The 13477-nt window shown below is 70.5% G+C and carries 11 protein-coding genes; 4 read left to right on the forward strand and 7 right to left on the reverse strand.

Annotated features, from left to right (window positions below; genetic code table 11):
- Positions 1–78: 78 nt before the first annotated feature.
- The 3 genes from CTJ15_RS17955 to CTJ15_RS17965 all read right to left on the reverse strand — a co-directional run bounded on the left by CTJ15_RS17955 (position 79) and on the right by CTJ15_RS17965 (position 2718).
- The gene (locus tag CTJ15_RS17955) at positions 79–336 is read right to left on the reverse strand and encodes a hypothetical protein (protein ID WP_019463100.1); all 258 of its coding nucleotides are present in this window, start codon (positions 334–336) and stop codon (positions 79–81) included.
- A gap of 62 nt (positions 337–398) precedes the next feature.
- The gene (locus CTJ15_RS17960) at positions 399–1397 is read right to left on the reverse strand and encodes a DNA/RNA non-specific endonuclease (RefSeq protein WP_075823090.1); all 999 of its coding nucleotides are present in this window, start codon (positions 1395–1397) and stop codon (positions 399–401) included.
- Positions 1398–1770: 373 nt separating this feature from the next.
- Complete coding sequence (locus CTJ15_RS17965) at positions 1771–2718, reverse strand: MYG1 family protein (RefSeq protein ID WP_019461105.1); 948 nt, start codon at positions 2716–2718, stop codon at positions 1771–1773.
- 358 nt (positions 2719–3076) lie between these two features.
- Here CTJ15_RS17965 and CTJ15_RS17970 point away from each other — a divergent pair, with 358 nt between their 5' ends.
- From CTJ15_RS17970 to efeO, 4 genes are all read left to right on the forward strand, one after another.
- Positions 3077–4153: a hypothetical protein gene (locus tag CTJ15_RS17970; RefSeq protein WP_099781791.1), complete on the forward strand. Its 1077-nt coding sequence runs from the start codon at positions 3077–3079 to the stop codon at positions 4151–4153.
- 161 nt (positions 4154–4314) lie between these two features.
- Positions 4315–6186 carry an iron uptake transporter permease EfeU gene (gene efeU / locus CTJ15_RS17975; protein WP_075821308.1) on the forward strand — a complete coding sequence of 624 codons (1872 nt, stop codon included), beginning with the start codon at positions 4315–4317 and terminating at the stop codon, positions 6184–6186.
- 33 nt (positions 6187–6219) lie between these two features.
- Positions 6220–7479, forward strand: a complete 1260-nt coding sequence (gene efeB, locus CTJ15_RS17980) for an iron uptake transporter deferrochelatase/peroxidase subunit (protein WP_058389514.1) — start codon at positions 6220–6222, stop codon at positions 7477–7479.
- A gap of 41 nt (positions 7480–7520) precedes the next feature.
- Positions 7521–8396, forward strand: a complete 876-nt coding sequence (efeO, locus tag CTJ15_RS17985; protein WP_099781792.1) for an iron uptake system protein EfeO — start codon at positions 7521–7523, stop codon at positions 8394–8396.
- A 192-nt stretch (positions 8397–8588) separates the two neighbouring features.
- Here efeO and CTJ15_RS17990 read toward each other — a convergent pair whose 3' ends face one another.
- Genes CTJ15_RS17990 through hemE form a run of 4 tightly spaced genes read right to left on the reverse strand, consistent with a single transcriptional unit; the run spans position 8589 to position 13413 of the window.
- Positions 8589–9581: a hydroxyacid dehydrogenase gene (locus CTJ15_RS17990; protein WP_019461110.1), complete on the reverse strand. Its 993-nt coding sequence runs from the start codon at positions 9579–9581 to the stop codon at positions 8589–8591.
- A gap of 7 nt (positions 9582–9588) precedes the next feature.
- Positions 9589–10644 (reverse strand): trypsin-like peptidase domain-containing protein, encoded by a 1056-nt coding sequence (locus tag CTJ15_RS17995; RefSeq protein WP_019461111.1) that lies wholly within the window; start codon positions 10642–10644, stop codon positions 9589–9591.
- Between the two features lie 13 nt (positions 10645–10657).
- On the reverse strand, positions 10658–12364 hold the full coding sequence (locus CTJ15_RS18000) for a DUF4118 domain-containing protein (RefSeq protein WP_099781793.1): 1707 nt from the start codon (positions 12362–12364) through the stop codon (positions 10658–10660).
- Entirely contained in the window at positions 12364–13413 is a 1050-nt protein-coding gene (gene hemE / locus CTJ15_RS18005; RefSeq protein ID WP_075821310.1) for a uroporphyrinogen decarboxylase, read from the reverse strand. Before hemE ends, CTJ15_RS18000 begins: the two co-directional genes overlap by 1 nt.
- Positions 13414–13477: the final 64 nt, after the last annotated feature.

Here is a 13477-nt window from a genome sequence, read left to right on the forward strand (position 1 = left end):
GGTGATCGGAGAAAAGAATTGACCAGCCAGCCGGTCAAATCAACCTTTTCCATGGGTCCGGCAGGGCCGGTCCGGCGATCAGGCGAAGGGGTTCTTCGTTTCGTCCACATTCCCCCCGGTGGCGACCTTGTCCGGGAGCTTCTCCGCCTCGCTCTCCAGCACCGCCAGGGCGGCGGAAAGCAGCGCGTGCAGTTCCTTCGCCAGGGCCAGCCCCTGCTTGTCCCGGGTCAGGTCCAGGCTGCCATAGAGGGCGATACGGTCCTGGCCGTTCTCGACCTTCAGGCCGCCGATCTCGGCGGCGGCGGCATCGTCGGCGAAGGGCTTGAGCTTCGTCATGCGGCAACTCCTTTCAGCGGCACGGGCGAGTGTTCCCGGTGGCCCGCCGGCGCGGCCGGCCATCAGCGGCGTCCCAGCACGCGGAGCAGCAGCAGGATGACCACCACGGCCACCACCGCCGCGATGACCAGCGCCATGCGGCTGCCCATGATGCCCGGGCCGGCCGGGGATGCCACGGACGTGTCGCGGCGGGCGACGCTGCGGTTCGATGCCGTGCCGCTGCTCGCCACCTGTCCGCCGGTCTGACCTTCGCAACTGCCGCGGATGTTGTTCGGCGTCGGCTCCGGCAGAGCCATGGCCCGGGCGCGGATCGCGGGGGCGAGGGAGGGGAAGGCGTTGATCCCGGCGATGTCGCGCAACTCGTCCAGCGACACGGCCCGCCAGGACAGGCCCGGCCCGTTCGGCGCCAGATAGGCCCCGGCCACCCCCCGATCCGGCAGGTAGATGGCCTTGTAGAGCGAGGTCGGCACCAGCACGCGCCGGTTCAGGCGGCGCAGGTTCTCACCCTGGAAGACCGGTCCGGTCACCACCCAGACCTCGCCATCCTCCGTGGCAAGGTCGCGCACCGTGCTCTCGACCCCCTCCCAGAGACAGCGATTCGATTCCGGCGCCTGGGGCACGATATTGGCCAGCGAGAAGCTCTCATGCTGCGAGCTGGGCGTGGCCATGTCGCCTGAGGGTGCCATATGCCCCCTGTCGAAGCCGGAGCGTGCGTAATCCGACAGCCGTGACCGCTGCTCTTCCGGCAACTGGTCCTCGGCATGGAAGGCGTCGTCGCGTGGCACCCGGCGCGCCTGCTGGATGCGGTCGCGGGTCAGATGTTCGGACACCGCCAGCGGCGTGCGCGAGACGCCGCTGTAGAGGACGGCGAAACCCTCGAAACAGAGGCGGCTGGTGTCCCGCTCCAGCGCCGGGCGCGTGACCGACGGCGCGATGCCATCGGGGTGATGCCGCGTACAGGCCTCGGATGCATGGGCCGATGGCGCGCCAAGCAGCAGCACTAGCGCAGGCAGAAGAATCAGGACCAGGGGGCGCCAGCGGCGGATCACGGGACGGGACATGATGCATCCACTCCCATGTTCACCGCGCCCTGAACAGACGGCAGCGCCGCCTTCCAGCCGGCCGGAAGCGTGCCGCTGTTTCCCGTGAAACCACCCGGTGCTCCCTGGCGGGATATGGATGATCAGGCCGGGGGCAGAGGGGCTCTGCCCCTCTGGACACCCCGCCAAGGGACGTTAGTCCCTTGGAACCCTGTGAGCGCTCCGCGAGGAGGGGGGACAGGACACCGGTCGCCGGATGGCATACCGGCGGAACAACCCCCTCCTCGCGGAGCGCTCATGGCGGGGTCTCGGGGGGATACCATCCCCTGAGCGGCCCCTCCTTCAGCAAAGGGTCCGGGAGGCAGAGCCTCCCGGAGCGACACGCCTGATCCATTCAGACATCCGGCATCCCGAGGGCCACGGCGCGGCGGGCCATGGCGAGGGCGCCGGGGCGGGAGCGGGCGGCGCCGATGAAGCGGCGCAGGTGGACGAAGACGGCATCAGGCACGCCCGAGGCTTCGGCGAGATCCTTGTCCTGCAGCCCGGCCCAGGCCTCGGGTAGGGGCAGGCGCTGGGCGAAGGATTTCGGCTCCGGCGGCATGGTGTCCACCATCCAGTTGCCGTTGTTCACCGGATAGATGGCGTAGAGCACCGGCAGGTCGTGGTGGAAGACGGCGCTCTTCCAGGGCATGCGACGGTCGAGTTCCAGGATGCGCCGGTCGGTGGAGGCCGCATGCGCCGCCACGACCTGGGCATCGGCGGCGAGGCGGGCGCGCTGGGCCTCGACCCGGCGGCGCAGCACTGCCTCGACCAGGGCGACGGCCTCCAGGAAGGCGGCGTCCTCGGCACCCTGGTCCTCCGCGCCCGGCGTGTCCCAGGCCGGGTTGCAGTCGCTCACCAGGCTGGCGAGGTCCATGCTGCCGCGCGAGGTGGCGACGCCGTTGTCCACCTCGTCGATGAAGCGGACCATGGAAGCATCGAGATCCGCCGTGATGGCCTTGGCGAAGCCGGAATCCTCCGGCCGCAACAGGGCGCGCACCGCCGCCTCACCATGGGTCTGCCAGACCAGCCCGGCGGAGCTGAAGGGCGTGCCGTCCGGCCGCACCGGGGCACCGCGCTGGTGGTGGTCGAACCGCTGCGCCGCCGTGTCATAGACCAGCCCCACATCCCAGACCACGTCGCCTTCGGCGATGCGGCCCGCATCGCGGGTGCGCAACAGGACATGGTCGTGGCCCGGAGCATGCAGCCCCAGCGCGAGGCGCAGCGCGACATAGGCGAAGGCCTCGTCGCAATGGAAGCTGCCACTATGGGTGACGAGAAGGGGGAGGCGGGGTTCGGACATGCCGGCTCTGTAGCCGTCCCTGGCCAAGGGCGGCAGGGGCGATCCGTCTTTCCGGCCATGATGGAACGGCACCCCGCTTCCCGGGACACGGGGAATTCCCGGGACACGGCGTGCAGGCTGGCCCCCTCCGCCGGCCCTGGATGGGGTCCGGAGAAGGCTTTAGGAGCTTGCCTGTGGTTCATCGCGGGAAAGTGACACGTGTTCCGAACGGTGGACGTGCCGCTTTCCGAGGATTTCCATGCCTTCTTTCAGGTTCGTATGAATTTTATTACATAGTATAAATATTGATATAAATCTCGGACATCGTATATCAGTAGGCAGTTCCTAAGCCAAAAGGCTTCAACCAGGGGTTGCCACAATGGGTTTCGTCCAGAGCCCGCGCCATGCCTTTCCGAACGCGGATTTCAGCCCCGCCCCCAACGGTGCCGCAGAGGCCGGCATTTCCCGCCCCTGGGGTCATGGCCGGATCCACCGGTGGCTGGACAAGGCACGGCAGCACGGCCTGAGCCTGCCTTCCAACCTCGCCGCCCGCGCGTTGCGCCTGCCCTGGACCGACCGCCTCGTGGGCGATGCGCAGGCCAGGGCGCGTGCCGCTCATCTCCCCGAGCTTCCCGCGCTTTCCGCAGCGGACGCGGCCCTTCTCCGAACCCTCCTGCGGGACGGCGTCTGCGTCACCTCACTGGAGGAACTGGGCCTGCCAGGCACGGCTGCGATGCTGGCCAGCGCCACATCCCTGACCGACCGGCTCGCGGCACGGCGCCGCCAGCCGGAACATGCACACCGCCATACCGTCACCGCGACGGCGCAGGACCTGCTGGATTTCCCGGCGATCCTGGAATGGGGACTCGGCACGCGCCTGCTGGACCTGGTGGAGAACTACCTGGGCCTCCCGGTGGCCTATGACGGGCCGGACCACTTCTACAGCCCCGCCGATGGGCGCGAGGCCGGGCCGCGCATCTGGCACCGCGACCGCGAGGACCGGCGCATGCTGAAGATCGCCGTCTACATCAGCGATGTCGGCCCCCAGGACGGCCCCTTCGAGATCGTCCACCCCGATTTCCGCGAGCGCCTGGGTGGCCCCAGGCAGGCCGCCATCCTGCCCCAGGCGGAGCTGGAGCGCCGTATCGGCCCGGAAGGGATGGAGAAGGCGATCCGCACCTGCACCGGCCGCCGCGGCACGGTGGTGATCGCGGAGACGGCGGAGAACTACCATCGCGGCCGCCCGCCGGTGCGCAGCGACCGTTCGGCGCTCTACTACGGCTACTTCTCACGCTTCACGCCGACACCCTTCTTCTGCGAGCGTTCGCCGCTCACCCGGGCGCAGATCGCGCGGATCGCTTCCGGCCTGCCGGAGCGCCAGCACGACGCGCTGCTGTGGCGCCGCTTCCTGCCCGCCTGGAAGCGGGTCGTTCCGACCAACCGCATCCGGGTCTGAGATCCGGTGCCGGCGGGCCGCCAAGATTAAAATGCGTACATGATAATGAATTGCATTCTTATCATGGCATAATCCGGCGCAACCGAGCCTGACAGGCCCTATGCGAGGCACCTGCCGCGCCGGATAACTGATGCCATTCCGCCGGGCTCGACTGCACCATCATGCTTGTTCCATTCCTCATCATGTTCCGGGAAGGGCTGGAAGCCGCCCTGATCATCGGCCTCGTCGCGGGCTATCTCGGCCGTACCGGGCGGCGGGAATGGCTGCCCCTGGTCTGGCTCGGCATCGGGGCAGGGGTGCTGGTCAGCCTGGGAGCGGGCCTGGCGCTGGAGCTGCTGAGCGCCGAGTTCCCGCAGCGCGGTCAGGAGATCTTCGAGGCCGTGGTGGGCCTGGCCGCCGTCGGCATGCTCACCGCCATGGTCTTCTGGATGAGGCGGGCCGCCCGTTCGGTGAAGGCGGAGATGCAGGATCGCATCGACGCCGCGCTGATGGGGGAAAAGCGTGGCTTCGCTTTGCTGGCCATGGTCTTCCTGGCCGTGGCGCGTGAAGGGCTGGAGGCGGCGGTCTTCCTGCTCGCCGTCATGCGGCAGAGCCCCGGCCCGGCCGCGCCCCTCGGCGCCCTGGCCGGGCTGCTGCTCGCCGTCGCGGTGGGCGTCGCCATCACCTGGGGCGGACTGAGGCTCGACCTGCGGCGCTTCTTCCGCTGGAGCGGCGTGCTGATCCTGCTGGTGGCGGCCGGGCTCCTGGCGGGCTCGCTGCGCGCGCTGCACGAGGCCGGGCTGTGGAACGGCCTCCAGGCGACGGTCTTCGATCTGAGCGACATCCTGCCCGCCGATGGCGTGGCAGGGTCGGTGCTGGCCGGTCTGCTCGGCTACAGCGACCGCCCGGCCCTGGGAGAGGTGCTGGTCTATCTGGTCTTCCTCGCTGTCACCCTGCCGCTCTTCCTGAGGCCCATGGCCGGTGCTTCCGCCATTCCCTCGCCGGCGCGGCAGGCCGTGCCGGCCGGCGTGGCCCCGGCGCCGCCACGGCTGAAGCCCGTGCTGGGCCTCATGGCCCTGCTGGCCCTGGCGGTGCTGGGCCTCGGCGCCGCCTCGCTGCGGCTGGAACGCCGCGAGGCCGGGGCAGGGGAGGCGCACAGCATCACCGTGGCCATCACGGAGCGGGGCTGCGAGCCCGGCGAGTTCAGCATTCCCGCCGGACGCACTGCCTTCCGCATCGTCAACCGCAGCGACCGTGCCCTGGAATGGGAGATCCTGGACGGCGTGATGGTGTTGGAGGAGCGGGAGAACATCGCTCCCGGGCTCACCCAGGGGCTGACGGCGCGGCTGGAGCCGGGCACCTATGCCATCACCTGCGGCCGCCTCAGCAATCCGCGCGGCCGGCTGACCGTGCTGCCCGCCGCGGCCAGCGCACCCTGGCGCCCGGAGCCCCGCGACCTGCTCGCCCCCATGGCCGAGTACAAGGTCCATGTCACCCTCCAGGTCATGGCCATGCAGGAGGCTGTGGAGGACCTGGGCGAGGCGCTGGACAAGGGCGACACGGCGCAGGCCGGGCGGCTGATCGCCGAGGCAGGCCAGGCCCGCGACCAGCTCCTGCCGGCCCTCCAGCTTCTGCCCGAGGCCCGGGAAGCTCTGGCCTCGGTGTCGAGCGGGCTTGCCCGGCTGACGGCCTCACTGCCGGTTGCCGGATCGGGCGGCGCCGATGTCCCACGTGAAACACTGGAAACACTGGCGCGCCTGCGAGCGGATAGCGGGGCCCTCTTCGCACGGATCGGCGACGCCCGCATCACGCCCGCGTCCATGGCGGCGGGAGCATCACGGTCGCTGCGCGGTCCGGACGCCATCACACCCGCCTCGCTGGATGGTGTCGGGCGCGTCGTTTCCCTGCTGCGGTCGCTCGCCATCCGGCTGGACCCGGAGCTACAGGCCAGCCTCGACCGCTCGCTTGCCGAGGCGGGGAAGGGGAACCGGAGCGCCTTTCCCATTCTGGCCGCAGATCTCGAAAGGCTGGGCCGGCAGTTGGAGACCGACTGAGATGCAGTTTCACGCAGACCGGATGGGACCGGCATGACACGGAATTCCTGCCCCTTTGCCGCCGGGCGGCGCGGCCTGCTTCTGGGGCTGGCGGGCGGTGCCGGGCTCGCGACCACGGCTGTCGCGGCACCGCTGATGCAGGAGCCGCCCGGGCGCGACGCGGCCGAGGCACGGCAGGCCGTCGCCTTCCACGGGTCGCACCAGCCGGGCATCCTCAACCCGCCGCCTGCCGCCGGCATGGTTGCCGCCTTCGACGTGCTCGCACCCGACCGCGCCGGGCTGGAGCGCCTTTTCCGCCTGCTGACGGGACGGATCGCCTTCCTGATGGCAGGCGGCACGCCGCCTGAGGCCGACCCGCGCTTTCCGCCGGCGGATTCCGGAATCCTGGGACCGGAGATCGTTCCGGATGGGCTGACCGTCACCGTGGCGCTGGGTGCCTCGCTCTTCGACGGCCGCTATGGCCTCGCCGCGCGGAAGCCCGTGCATCTGGAGGTCATGCGGCGCTTCCCCAATGACGCGCTGGAACGCGACTGGTGCCATGGCGACCTGCTCCTCCAGGTCTGCGCCAACACGCCGCAGAGCACGATCCACGCCCTGCGCGACATCATCAAGGCGGCGCCCGACCTGCTGCGCCTGCGTTGGAGGCTCGACGGCACGCTGCCGCCCGCCAGCGGTGGCCAGGCCCCACGCCAGACGCCGCGCAACCTGCTGGGTTTCAAGGACGGCACCGCCAACCTCGATCCCACCGACCCCGCCCTCATGGAGCGCCATATCTGGGTGGGGCCGGAGGATGGCGAGCCTGCCTGGGCACGGGGCGGCAGCTACCAGGTGGTGCGGATCATCCGGAACTTCGTGGAGCGCTGGGACCGCACCCCCTTGCAGGAACAGCAGCAGATCTTCGGCCGCGACAAGCGGGAGGGCGCGCCACTCGGCCTGGAGCGGGAGCATGACATCCCCGACTACGCCGCCGATGCCGAGGGGAAGCGCATCCCCCTCGATGCCCATATCCGGCTGGCCAATCCGCGCACGCCGGAAACCGCCGACAGCCTGATCCTGCGCCGGCCCTTCAACTATGACCGGGGGGTCACGCGCGCCGGGCAGCTCGACATGGGGCTGCTCTTCATCTGCTTCCAGCGCAACCTCAGGCGCGGCTTCATCGCCGTGCAGGAACGCCTGAACGGCGAGCCGTTGGAGGAATACATCAAGCCCACCGGCGGCGGCTATTTCTTCGCCCTGCCCGGCGTGCCGGACCCCGGCCGGTATCTCGGCCAGGGGCTGATCGAAGCTGCCTGACGCCGCCATCCATCCCCCGCTCAACCGAGGAATTCCGGACCATGCCGCCCATCGCCGTTCCCACCCGGCGCCGCCTCCTTGCCAACGCCATGGCGCTGGCCCTGCCCCTGGCCCTGCCCCTGGCGCTGCCGGGCCTGTCGCGCGCCGCCCGGGCAGCCCCGCCGGCCTCGCCGCTCGACCTCGCCGAGCCGATCGCGCAGTACAAGATCTATGTGCTGGGCGAGGTGCGGCAGCTCATCCGCCAGACACGCAGCTTCACCGAGGCGATCAAGGCCGGGGACCTCGCCAAGGCCCGCGCCCTCTATGCGCCGGCCCGCGCGCATTACGAGCGCATCGAGCCGATCGCGGAGCTTTTCGACGACCTCGACAAGAGCATCGATTCCCGTGCCGACGACCATGACGAGGGCGAAAAGGACACGGGCTTCACCGGCTTCCACCGCCTGGAATACGGCCTCTTCGCGAAGAACTCGACCGAGGGGCTGGCGCCCTTCGCCGACAAGCTGCTCGCCGATGTGCAGGAGCTGGAAACCCGCATCCGCGGCCTGACCACCCCGCCCGAGAAAGTGGTGGGCGGCGCCGCTGCGCTGATCGAGGAGGTCGCGGCCACCAAGATTTCCGGCGAGGAGGACCGCTACAGCGGCACGGACCTGTGGGACTTCAACGCCAATGTCGAAGGCGCCCGCAAGATCGTGGAGCTGCTGACGCCGCAGCTGAAGAAGGCCGACCCCGCCCTGCTGTCCAAGGTCGATGCCAACTTCACGCAGGTGGAAGCCATCCTCGCCAAGTACCGCACCAAGGATGGCGGCTTCGAGAACTACGAGAAACTCACCCCCGCCGACCGCAACGCCCTCCAGGCCCCCATCACCACCCTGGCCGAGGACCTGTCCCGCCTTCGCGGCACGCTCGGGCTGGGGTGATCGGAGCTGGGAACCGGGGGGCGCTGCCTCCCGGACCCTTTGCTGAAGGAGGGGGCTTCGACCGCCGTCGTACCATCCGGCGACCGGCTCCTGTTCCCCCTCCTCGCGGAGCGCTCACAGGGTGCCAAGGGACTGATGTCCCTTGGCGGGGTGTCCAGAGGGGCAGAGCCCCTCTGGCCCCGGTCCGATCATTCAGCCCGCGACCGCCAGGGCCGGGCGGCGTTGCAGGGCCTCGGGGTTGACGATGACGTCGGCGGGCAGGCGGTCGTGGAAGCAGTCGAGCACGCTCTGGGCGGCCGAGAGGGCCATGCGGCGGGTGCCTTCGTGGCTGCTGGCGGCGGTGTGGGGCGAGAAGATGCAGTTCGGCGCGTCCAGCAACGGGTTGGTGGCCGAGACGGGCTCGTCGTAGAGCACGTCGATGCCGGCCATGGCGACCTGGCCGCTGCGCAGGGCCTCGGCCAGGGCCGCTTCCTCCACCAGCTTGCCGCGCGCGGCGTTGATGAAGAAGGCGCCGCGCTTCATGGCGCCAAGGAAATCCGCATTCACCAGGCCCCGCGTCTCGGCGGAGGAAGGGCAGTGCAGCGTGACGATATCCGCCACGGCCAGCCCGTCGCGGAGGTCCACCACCGCCTCGTAGCCGGAGCCCCGGATGGTGCCGACGGGGATGAAGGGATCGTAGACCAGCACGTTCAGGCCGAAGGCGGCGCAGAGCCGCGCCACGCGGGTGCCGATGCGGCCGAAGCCCAGGATCAGCACGGTGCGCCCGGCGATGTCATGCGTCGGCAGTTCCGGCACCACGCCCCAGTTCAGGTCGCGCACCCGGGCATCGTACTGCACGGTGCGGCGGGCGCAGGCGAGCATGAGCATCAGCGTATGCTCGGCCACGCTGCCGGCATTGGCCTCCGGCGTGATGGTGACCACCACGCCGCGCTGGGTCATGCCGGGGATGTCGATCAGGTCGTAGCCCACGCCGTGGCGGGCCACGATCCGCAGCCCCGGCGCCTGCGCCGCCATGGCCCCGTCGACCACGTTGGTGCGGACGATGATGCCGTTGGCCCGCGGCAGCGCCGCGTCCATGGCTTCCTTCGTCAGCTTGTGGACGACCTCCACGGTCACGCCCGGCGCCGCTTCCAGCAGCGCGATGGCATCGTCGTGGATGGGACGCATGATCAGCACATGGGGCATCTTGCCTCTAGCCTTTCTCGCAGCGGATGAAGACGGTGGAACGGTTGGCGATCTCGCCCACATCCGCGACGCCGCGGTCGGGGCCACCCTCGCCGCGCAGGGGCTCGATGCCGGAAGCCTGGAGGAAGGCGGCCGCCCGCTCCCCCTTCACGGCGAAGTTGATGTTCTGCGCGATGTCGCCGGTGCGCTTGGCCACGACCTCGGCGTTCAGCTTGGAGACGACGACGCCCAGCAGCTCGCCCCGCATGTCCAGCAGCGGCCCGCCGGAATTGCCCGGCTGCACCGGCGCGCTGATCTGGAACTGGTTCGGGTCGTTGCCCAGGCCGTTCAGCCCGTTGACCTCGCCGCGCGTGAGCTTGGGGTCGGAGGACAGTAGGCCGGTCAGCGGGAAGCCGTAGGCGACGACGCCATCCCCCCGCCGCACCGGCTCGGTGCGGAAGCGTATGGGGGGACCGTCCAGTCCCGGCACGGCGATCAGCGCGAGGTCCAGCTTCGCATCCACCTTGGCTGGCGGCACCGCGGCGAAGTTGCGGCCGTCGGGGGCGCGCACCAGCACGCGGTCGCAGCCGTTGATGACGTGGCGGTTGGTCATCACCCGCTCCCGTGCCACCAGGAAGCCCGTGCCGGAGGAGGCCCGTGCGCCGGGTTTGGGCTGTGCCTCGGGCGGGGTCGGGGCGGCGGGCCTGGCGAGGCCGGACAGGGTGACGGTGCGGTCGCCGGCGCAGATGTCCTGGCCGCGCTGGACCGCTTCCCGGCCATCGGGCGCCACCAGCCGGATGTCGAAGCGGCAGCCCGCAGCGGCGGCAGGGCGCAGCGTATAGGCGGCCTCGGGTGCCAGGGGCCCCTTCAGCAGGTTGCCGCCCCAGTCGGGACGGCCGGAGCGGACGGCGAAGAGCTGCGTGGCCTCCGCGCCGGTGCGGTTGACGATGCGGAAGGGAGAGCCGGCCTCGGCCGGGGCCGCCGGCTGGGACCCCGTCTGGGCATTGGCGGGGGACAGGAGGAGGGCCAGTCCCGCCAGGGAAAGGAGCAGGGTGTTTCGCATGGCGACGAGGATGTCATCCACGCCGCCCGGACGGTCAATCGGCTGTCGTGGCAGAGAAATCCCCATTGGGGGGAGTTTCCCGCAATGCGTCATTCAAGACAATAGAAACAACCCTGAGTAGTTCATCACGGCCGAAAGGCTTCCGGAGGAAGGGGAAGCCCGTGCCCTCCACGTCACGGTCCTGGAGGCCCGACATCAGCAGCACCCGGGCCCCGGGACAGCGGCCGCAGAGATAGCGCCCCAGCTCGGTCCCGCTGACGCCGCCGGGCAGGGCCATATCGGTCAGCAGCAGGTCGGGGAGAAAGGAGCGCAGGGCTTCCAGCGCCCCGGCGCCATCGGCCACGGCCCGTACCCGCCACCCGGCCTCGTGCAGGGTCTCCTCCATCATCCGGCGCAGGTCGGACTGGTCCTCGACCAGCAGGACGGTGCGCCCGCCGCGCATGGGCTGGAGGGATGCGGCAGGCACCTGTTCCCCAGCTGGGGCCGGGCCGGCCTCGCCTGGTCCGGACGGAGGTTCCGCTGTCTCCGTTCCGTCCGCCCACGGCAGGTAGAGGGTCAGGCTGGTGCCGCGCCCGGGCAGGCTTTCGATGGTGATCGACCCGCCCGACTGGCGCACGAAGCCATAGGCCTGCGCCAGCCCGAGGCCGCTGCCGCTTCCGACCGGCCTGGTCGTGAAGAAGGGCTCGAAGGCATGGGCGAGGGTCGTCTCGTCCATGCCATGCCCCGTATCCGTCACCTGCAGCGCCACGTAGTTGCCGGGCTCCAGCCGGAGCTCCCGTGCCTGCGGCGCGGCGAGCGGCAGGTTGGCGGCCCGCAGGCGCAGAGTGCCGCCCTCCGGCATAGCGTCGCGGGCATTGATGGCGAGGTTCAGGATCGCGCTCTCGAACTGCGCCGGGTCGGTCCGCACCATCCAGAGTCCGGGTGCCGCCTCCGCTGTCACGGCGATGGTATCGCCGATGGTGCGGGCGATCAGTTCCCGCAGCGCCGGCAGGACCTGTGCCATGTCGAGGGAACGCGGCTGCAGCACCTGCCGACGCGAGAAGGCCAGGAGCTGCCGCGTCAGATCCGCCCCGCGCTCGGCTGCCCGGCGGGCCAGGCGGGCCATGCCGCGCAGCCGCTCGTCGGGCGTCGCGGCGATGATCCGGTCCGCCTGTCCGATCACCACGGTCAGCAGGTTGTTGAAGTCGTGCGCGATCCCGCCGGTCAGCCGGCCCAGGGACTCCATGTGCCGCGCCTGGGCCAGAGCCTCCTCGGCACGCCGCCTGTCCTGCTGCTCGGCCTCCAGCGCCTGTGTCCGTTCCGCGAGGCGGCGCTCCAGTTCCGCCGCCAGTGCCTCGGCCTTCCGCCGCGCCGCCTGCGCGGTCCTCAGGCTCTGGTGCAGCAGCTCGACGAGAATGCTGTTCAGCAGGGAAACAGCGAAGAACAGCACCAGCCCCAGCACGTGCTCGGTGTCCAGGATCCGGAAACTGCCCACCGGGTCCAGCAGGAAGAACCAGGATAGCAGGCAGGACAGCACCGTGGCGGTCAGGCCGGGCCAGAAGCCGCCCATCATGGCGGCGATCAGCACCGCCGGCAGGAAGGTGACGAGCGGATAGCTGCCCGGCGTCATGACGCCGTTCAGCGCCAGCCGCAGCCCCAGCCCGGCCGCGACGAGCAGCAGGCTGGTGCCCCAGACCAGCAGGGGCCGGCCACGCCAGCGCTCCAGCACCCAGCGTTCCAGGACAAGGAGCCGTTCGGGCATCAGACGGCGGCGCGCACCATGCGCACCAGGGCGGCCACGTTCTCCGGCGGCGTCTGCGGCACGATCCCATGTCCGAGGTTGAAGACGTAGGGCCTGTTCCGCATCGCCGCCATCAGGGAGCGCGCCTCCGCCTCCAGCGCCGCCCCGCCCGCGACCAGGGCCTGCGGGTCGAGATTGCCTTGCAGCGCCAGCCCCGGCGGCAGGTTCGCCGCCGCCCAGCGCGGGTCCATGGCCGTGTCCATCCCGACCGCCTGCACCCCGGCCCGCGCGGCGTATTCCACCAGCATCGGCCCGGCCATGCGCGGAAAGCCGATGATCGGGAAGCCGGGCGGAAGCTGCTTGCGCAGGCGCCGCACCAGCTCGCCCGTCGGCTCGATCACCCAGCGGCGGAACTGCGAGGGCGGCAGCAGGCCGGCCCAGCTGTCGAAGAGCATGAGCGCCTCGGCCCCGGCCCGGACCTGGGCCAGCAGGTATTCCGCCGTCGCCTCGGTCAGGGTGCGGATGAGTCGCCCGAACAGCAGCGGATCGCCGAAGGCCATGCGGCGTGCATGGACGAACTCGCCGCCGCCGCGGCCCTCCACCATGTAGCAGGCCACCGTCCAGGGCGCCCCGGCGAAGCCGATCAGGGCGGTGCGCTGGTGCTGCACCGCCAGGGTGGCGCTGAGCAGCGCGACCGTCTCGAAGATGGGCCTCGCCCGCTCCAGGAAGCCTTCCGGCCGCAGCCCGGCGATCGCCTCGGCATCGCGCAGCGGTTCCAGCAGCGGGCCCTCGCCCTCGGCGAAGCGCAGCGGCTGCCCCAGCGCCCAGGGCACCATCAGGATATCGCTGAATAGGATGGCCGCGTCGAAGCCATAGCGCCGGAGCGGCTGGAGGGTCACCTCCGTCGCCAGTTCAGGGTTGGTGCAGAGACTCACGAAGTCCCCGGCCAGGGCCCGGACCTCCCGGTATTCGGGCAGGTAGCGGCCGGCCTGGCGCATCAGCCAGAGCGGGGGCGGCCAGACGGCTTCGCCAGCCAGGGCTCGGAGGAAGGGCTTGTCCGGCATGTCCATGGCTCCTTCTCACTCGAAAATAGGAGTCAGAGAAGAGATGAGGTGGTCTGTAGGGCCTGTGGAT

Origin of the sequence: Roseomonas sp. FDAARGOS_362 (assembly GCF_002754815.1) — a bacterium.
GTDB lineage: Bacteria > Pseudomonadota > Alphaproteobacteria > Acetobacterales > Acetobacteraceae > Roseomonas > Roseomonas mucosa.

What these genes read in the sequence shown, in the direction of transcription:
- CTJ15_RS17965 (WP_019461105.1), bottom strand. Translation starts at nt 2,718, where the DNA reads ATGTCCGAACCCCGCCTCCCCCTTCTCGTCACCCATAGTGGCAGCTTC.
- efeO (WP_099781792.1), top strand. Translation starts at nt 7,521, where the DNA reads ATGCCGCCCATCGCCGTTCCCACCCGGCGCCGCCTCCTTGCCAACGCC.
- efeB (WP_058389514.1), top strand. Translation starts at nt 6,220, where the DNA reads ATGACACGGAATTCCTGCCCCTTTGCCGCCGGGCGGCGCGGCCTGCTT.
- CTJ15_RS17970 (WP_099781791.1), top strand. Translation starts at nt 3,077, where the DNA reads ATGGGTTTCGTCCAGAGCCCGCGCCATGCCTTTCCGAACGCGGATTTC.
- CTJ15_RS17990 (WP_019461110.1), bottom strand. Translation starts at nt 9,581, where the DNA reads ATGCCCCATGTGCTGATCATGCGTCCCATCCACGACGATGCCATCGCG.
- CTJ15_RS17955 (WP_019463100.1), bottom strand. Translation starts at nt 336, where the DNA reads ATGACGAAGCTCAAGCCCTTCGCCGACGATGCCGCCGCCGCCGAGATC.
- efeU (WP_075821308.1), top strand. Translation starts at nt 4,315, where the DNA reads ATGCTTGTTCCATTCCTCATCATGTTCCGGGAAGGGCTGGAAGCCGCC.
- CTJ15_RS17960 (WP_075823090.1), bottom strand. Translation starts at nt 1,397, where the DNA reads ATGTCCCGTCCCGTGATCCGCCGCTGGCGCCCCCTGGTCCTGATTCTT.
- hemE (WP_075821310.1), bottom strand. Translation starts at nt 13,413, where the DNA reads ATGGACATGCCGGACAAGCCCTTCCTCCGAGCCCTGGCTGGCGAAGCC.
- CTJ15_RS18000 (WP_099781793.1), bottom strand. Translation starts at nt 12,364, where the DNA reads ATGCCCGAACGGCTCCTTGTCCTGGAACGCTGGGTGCTGGAGCGCTGG.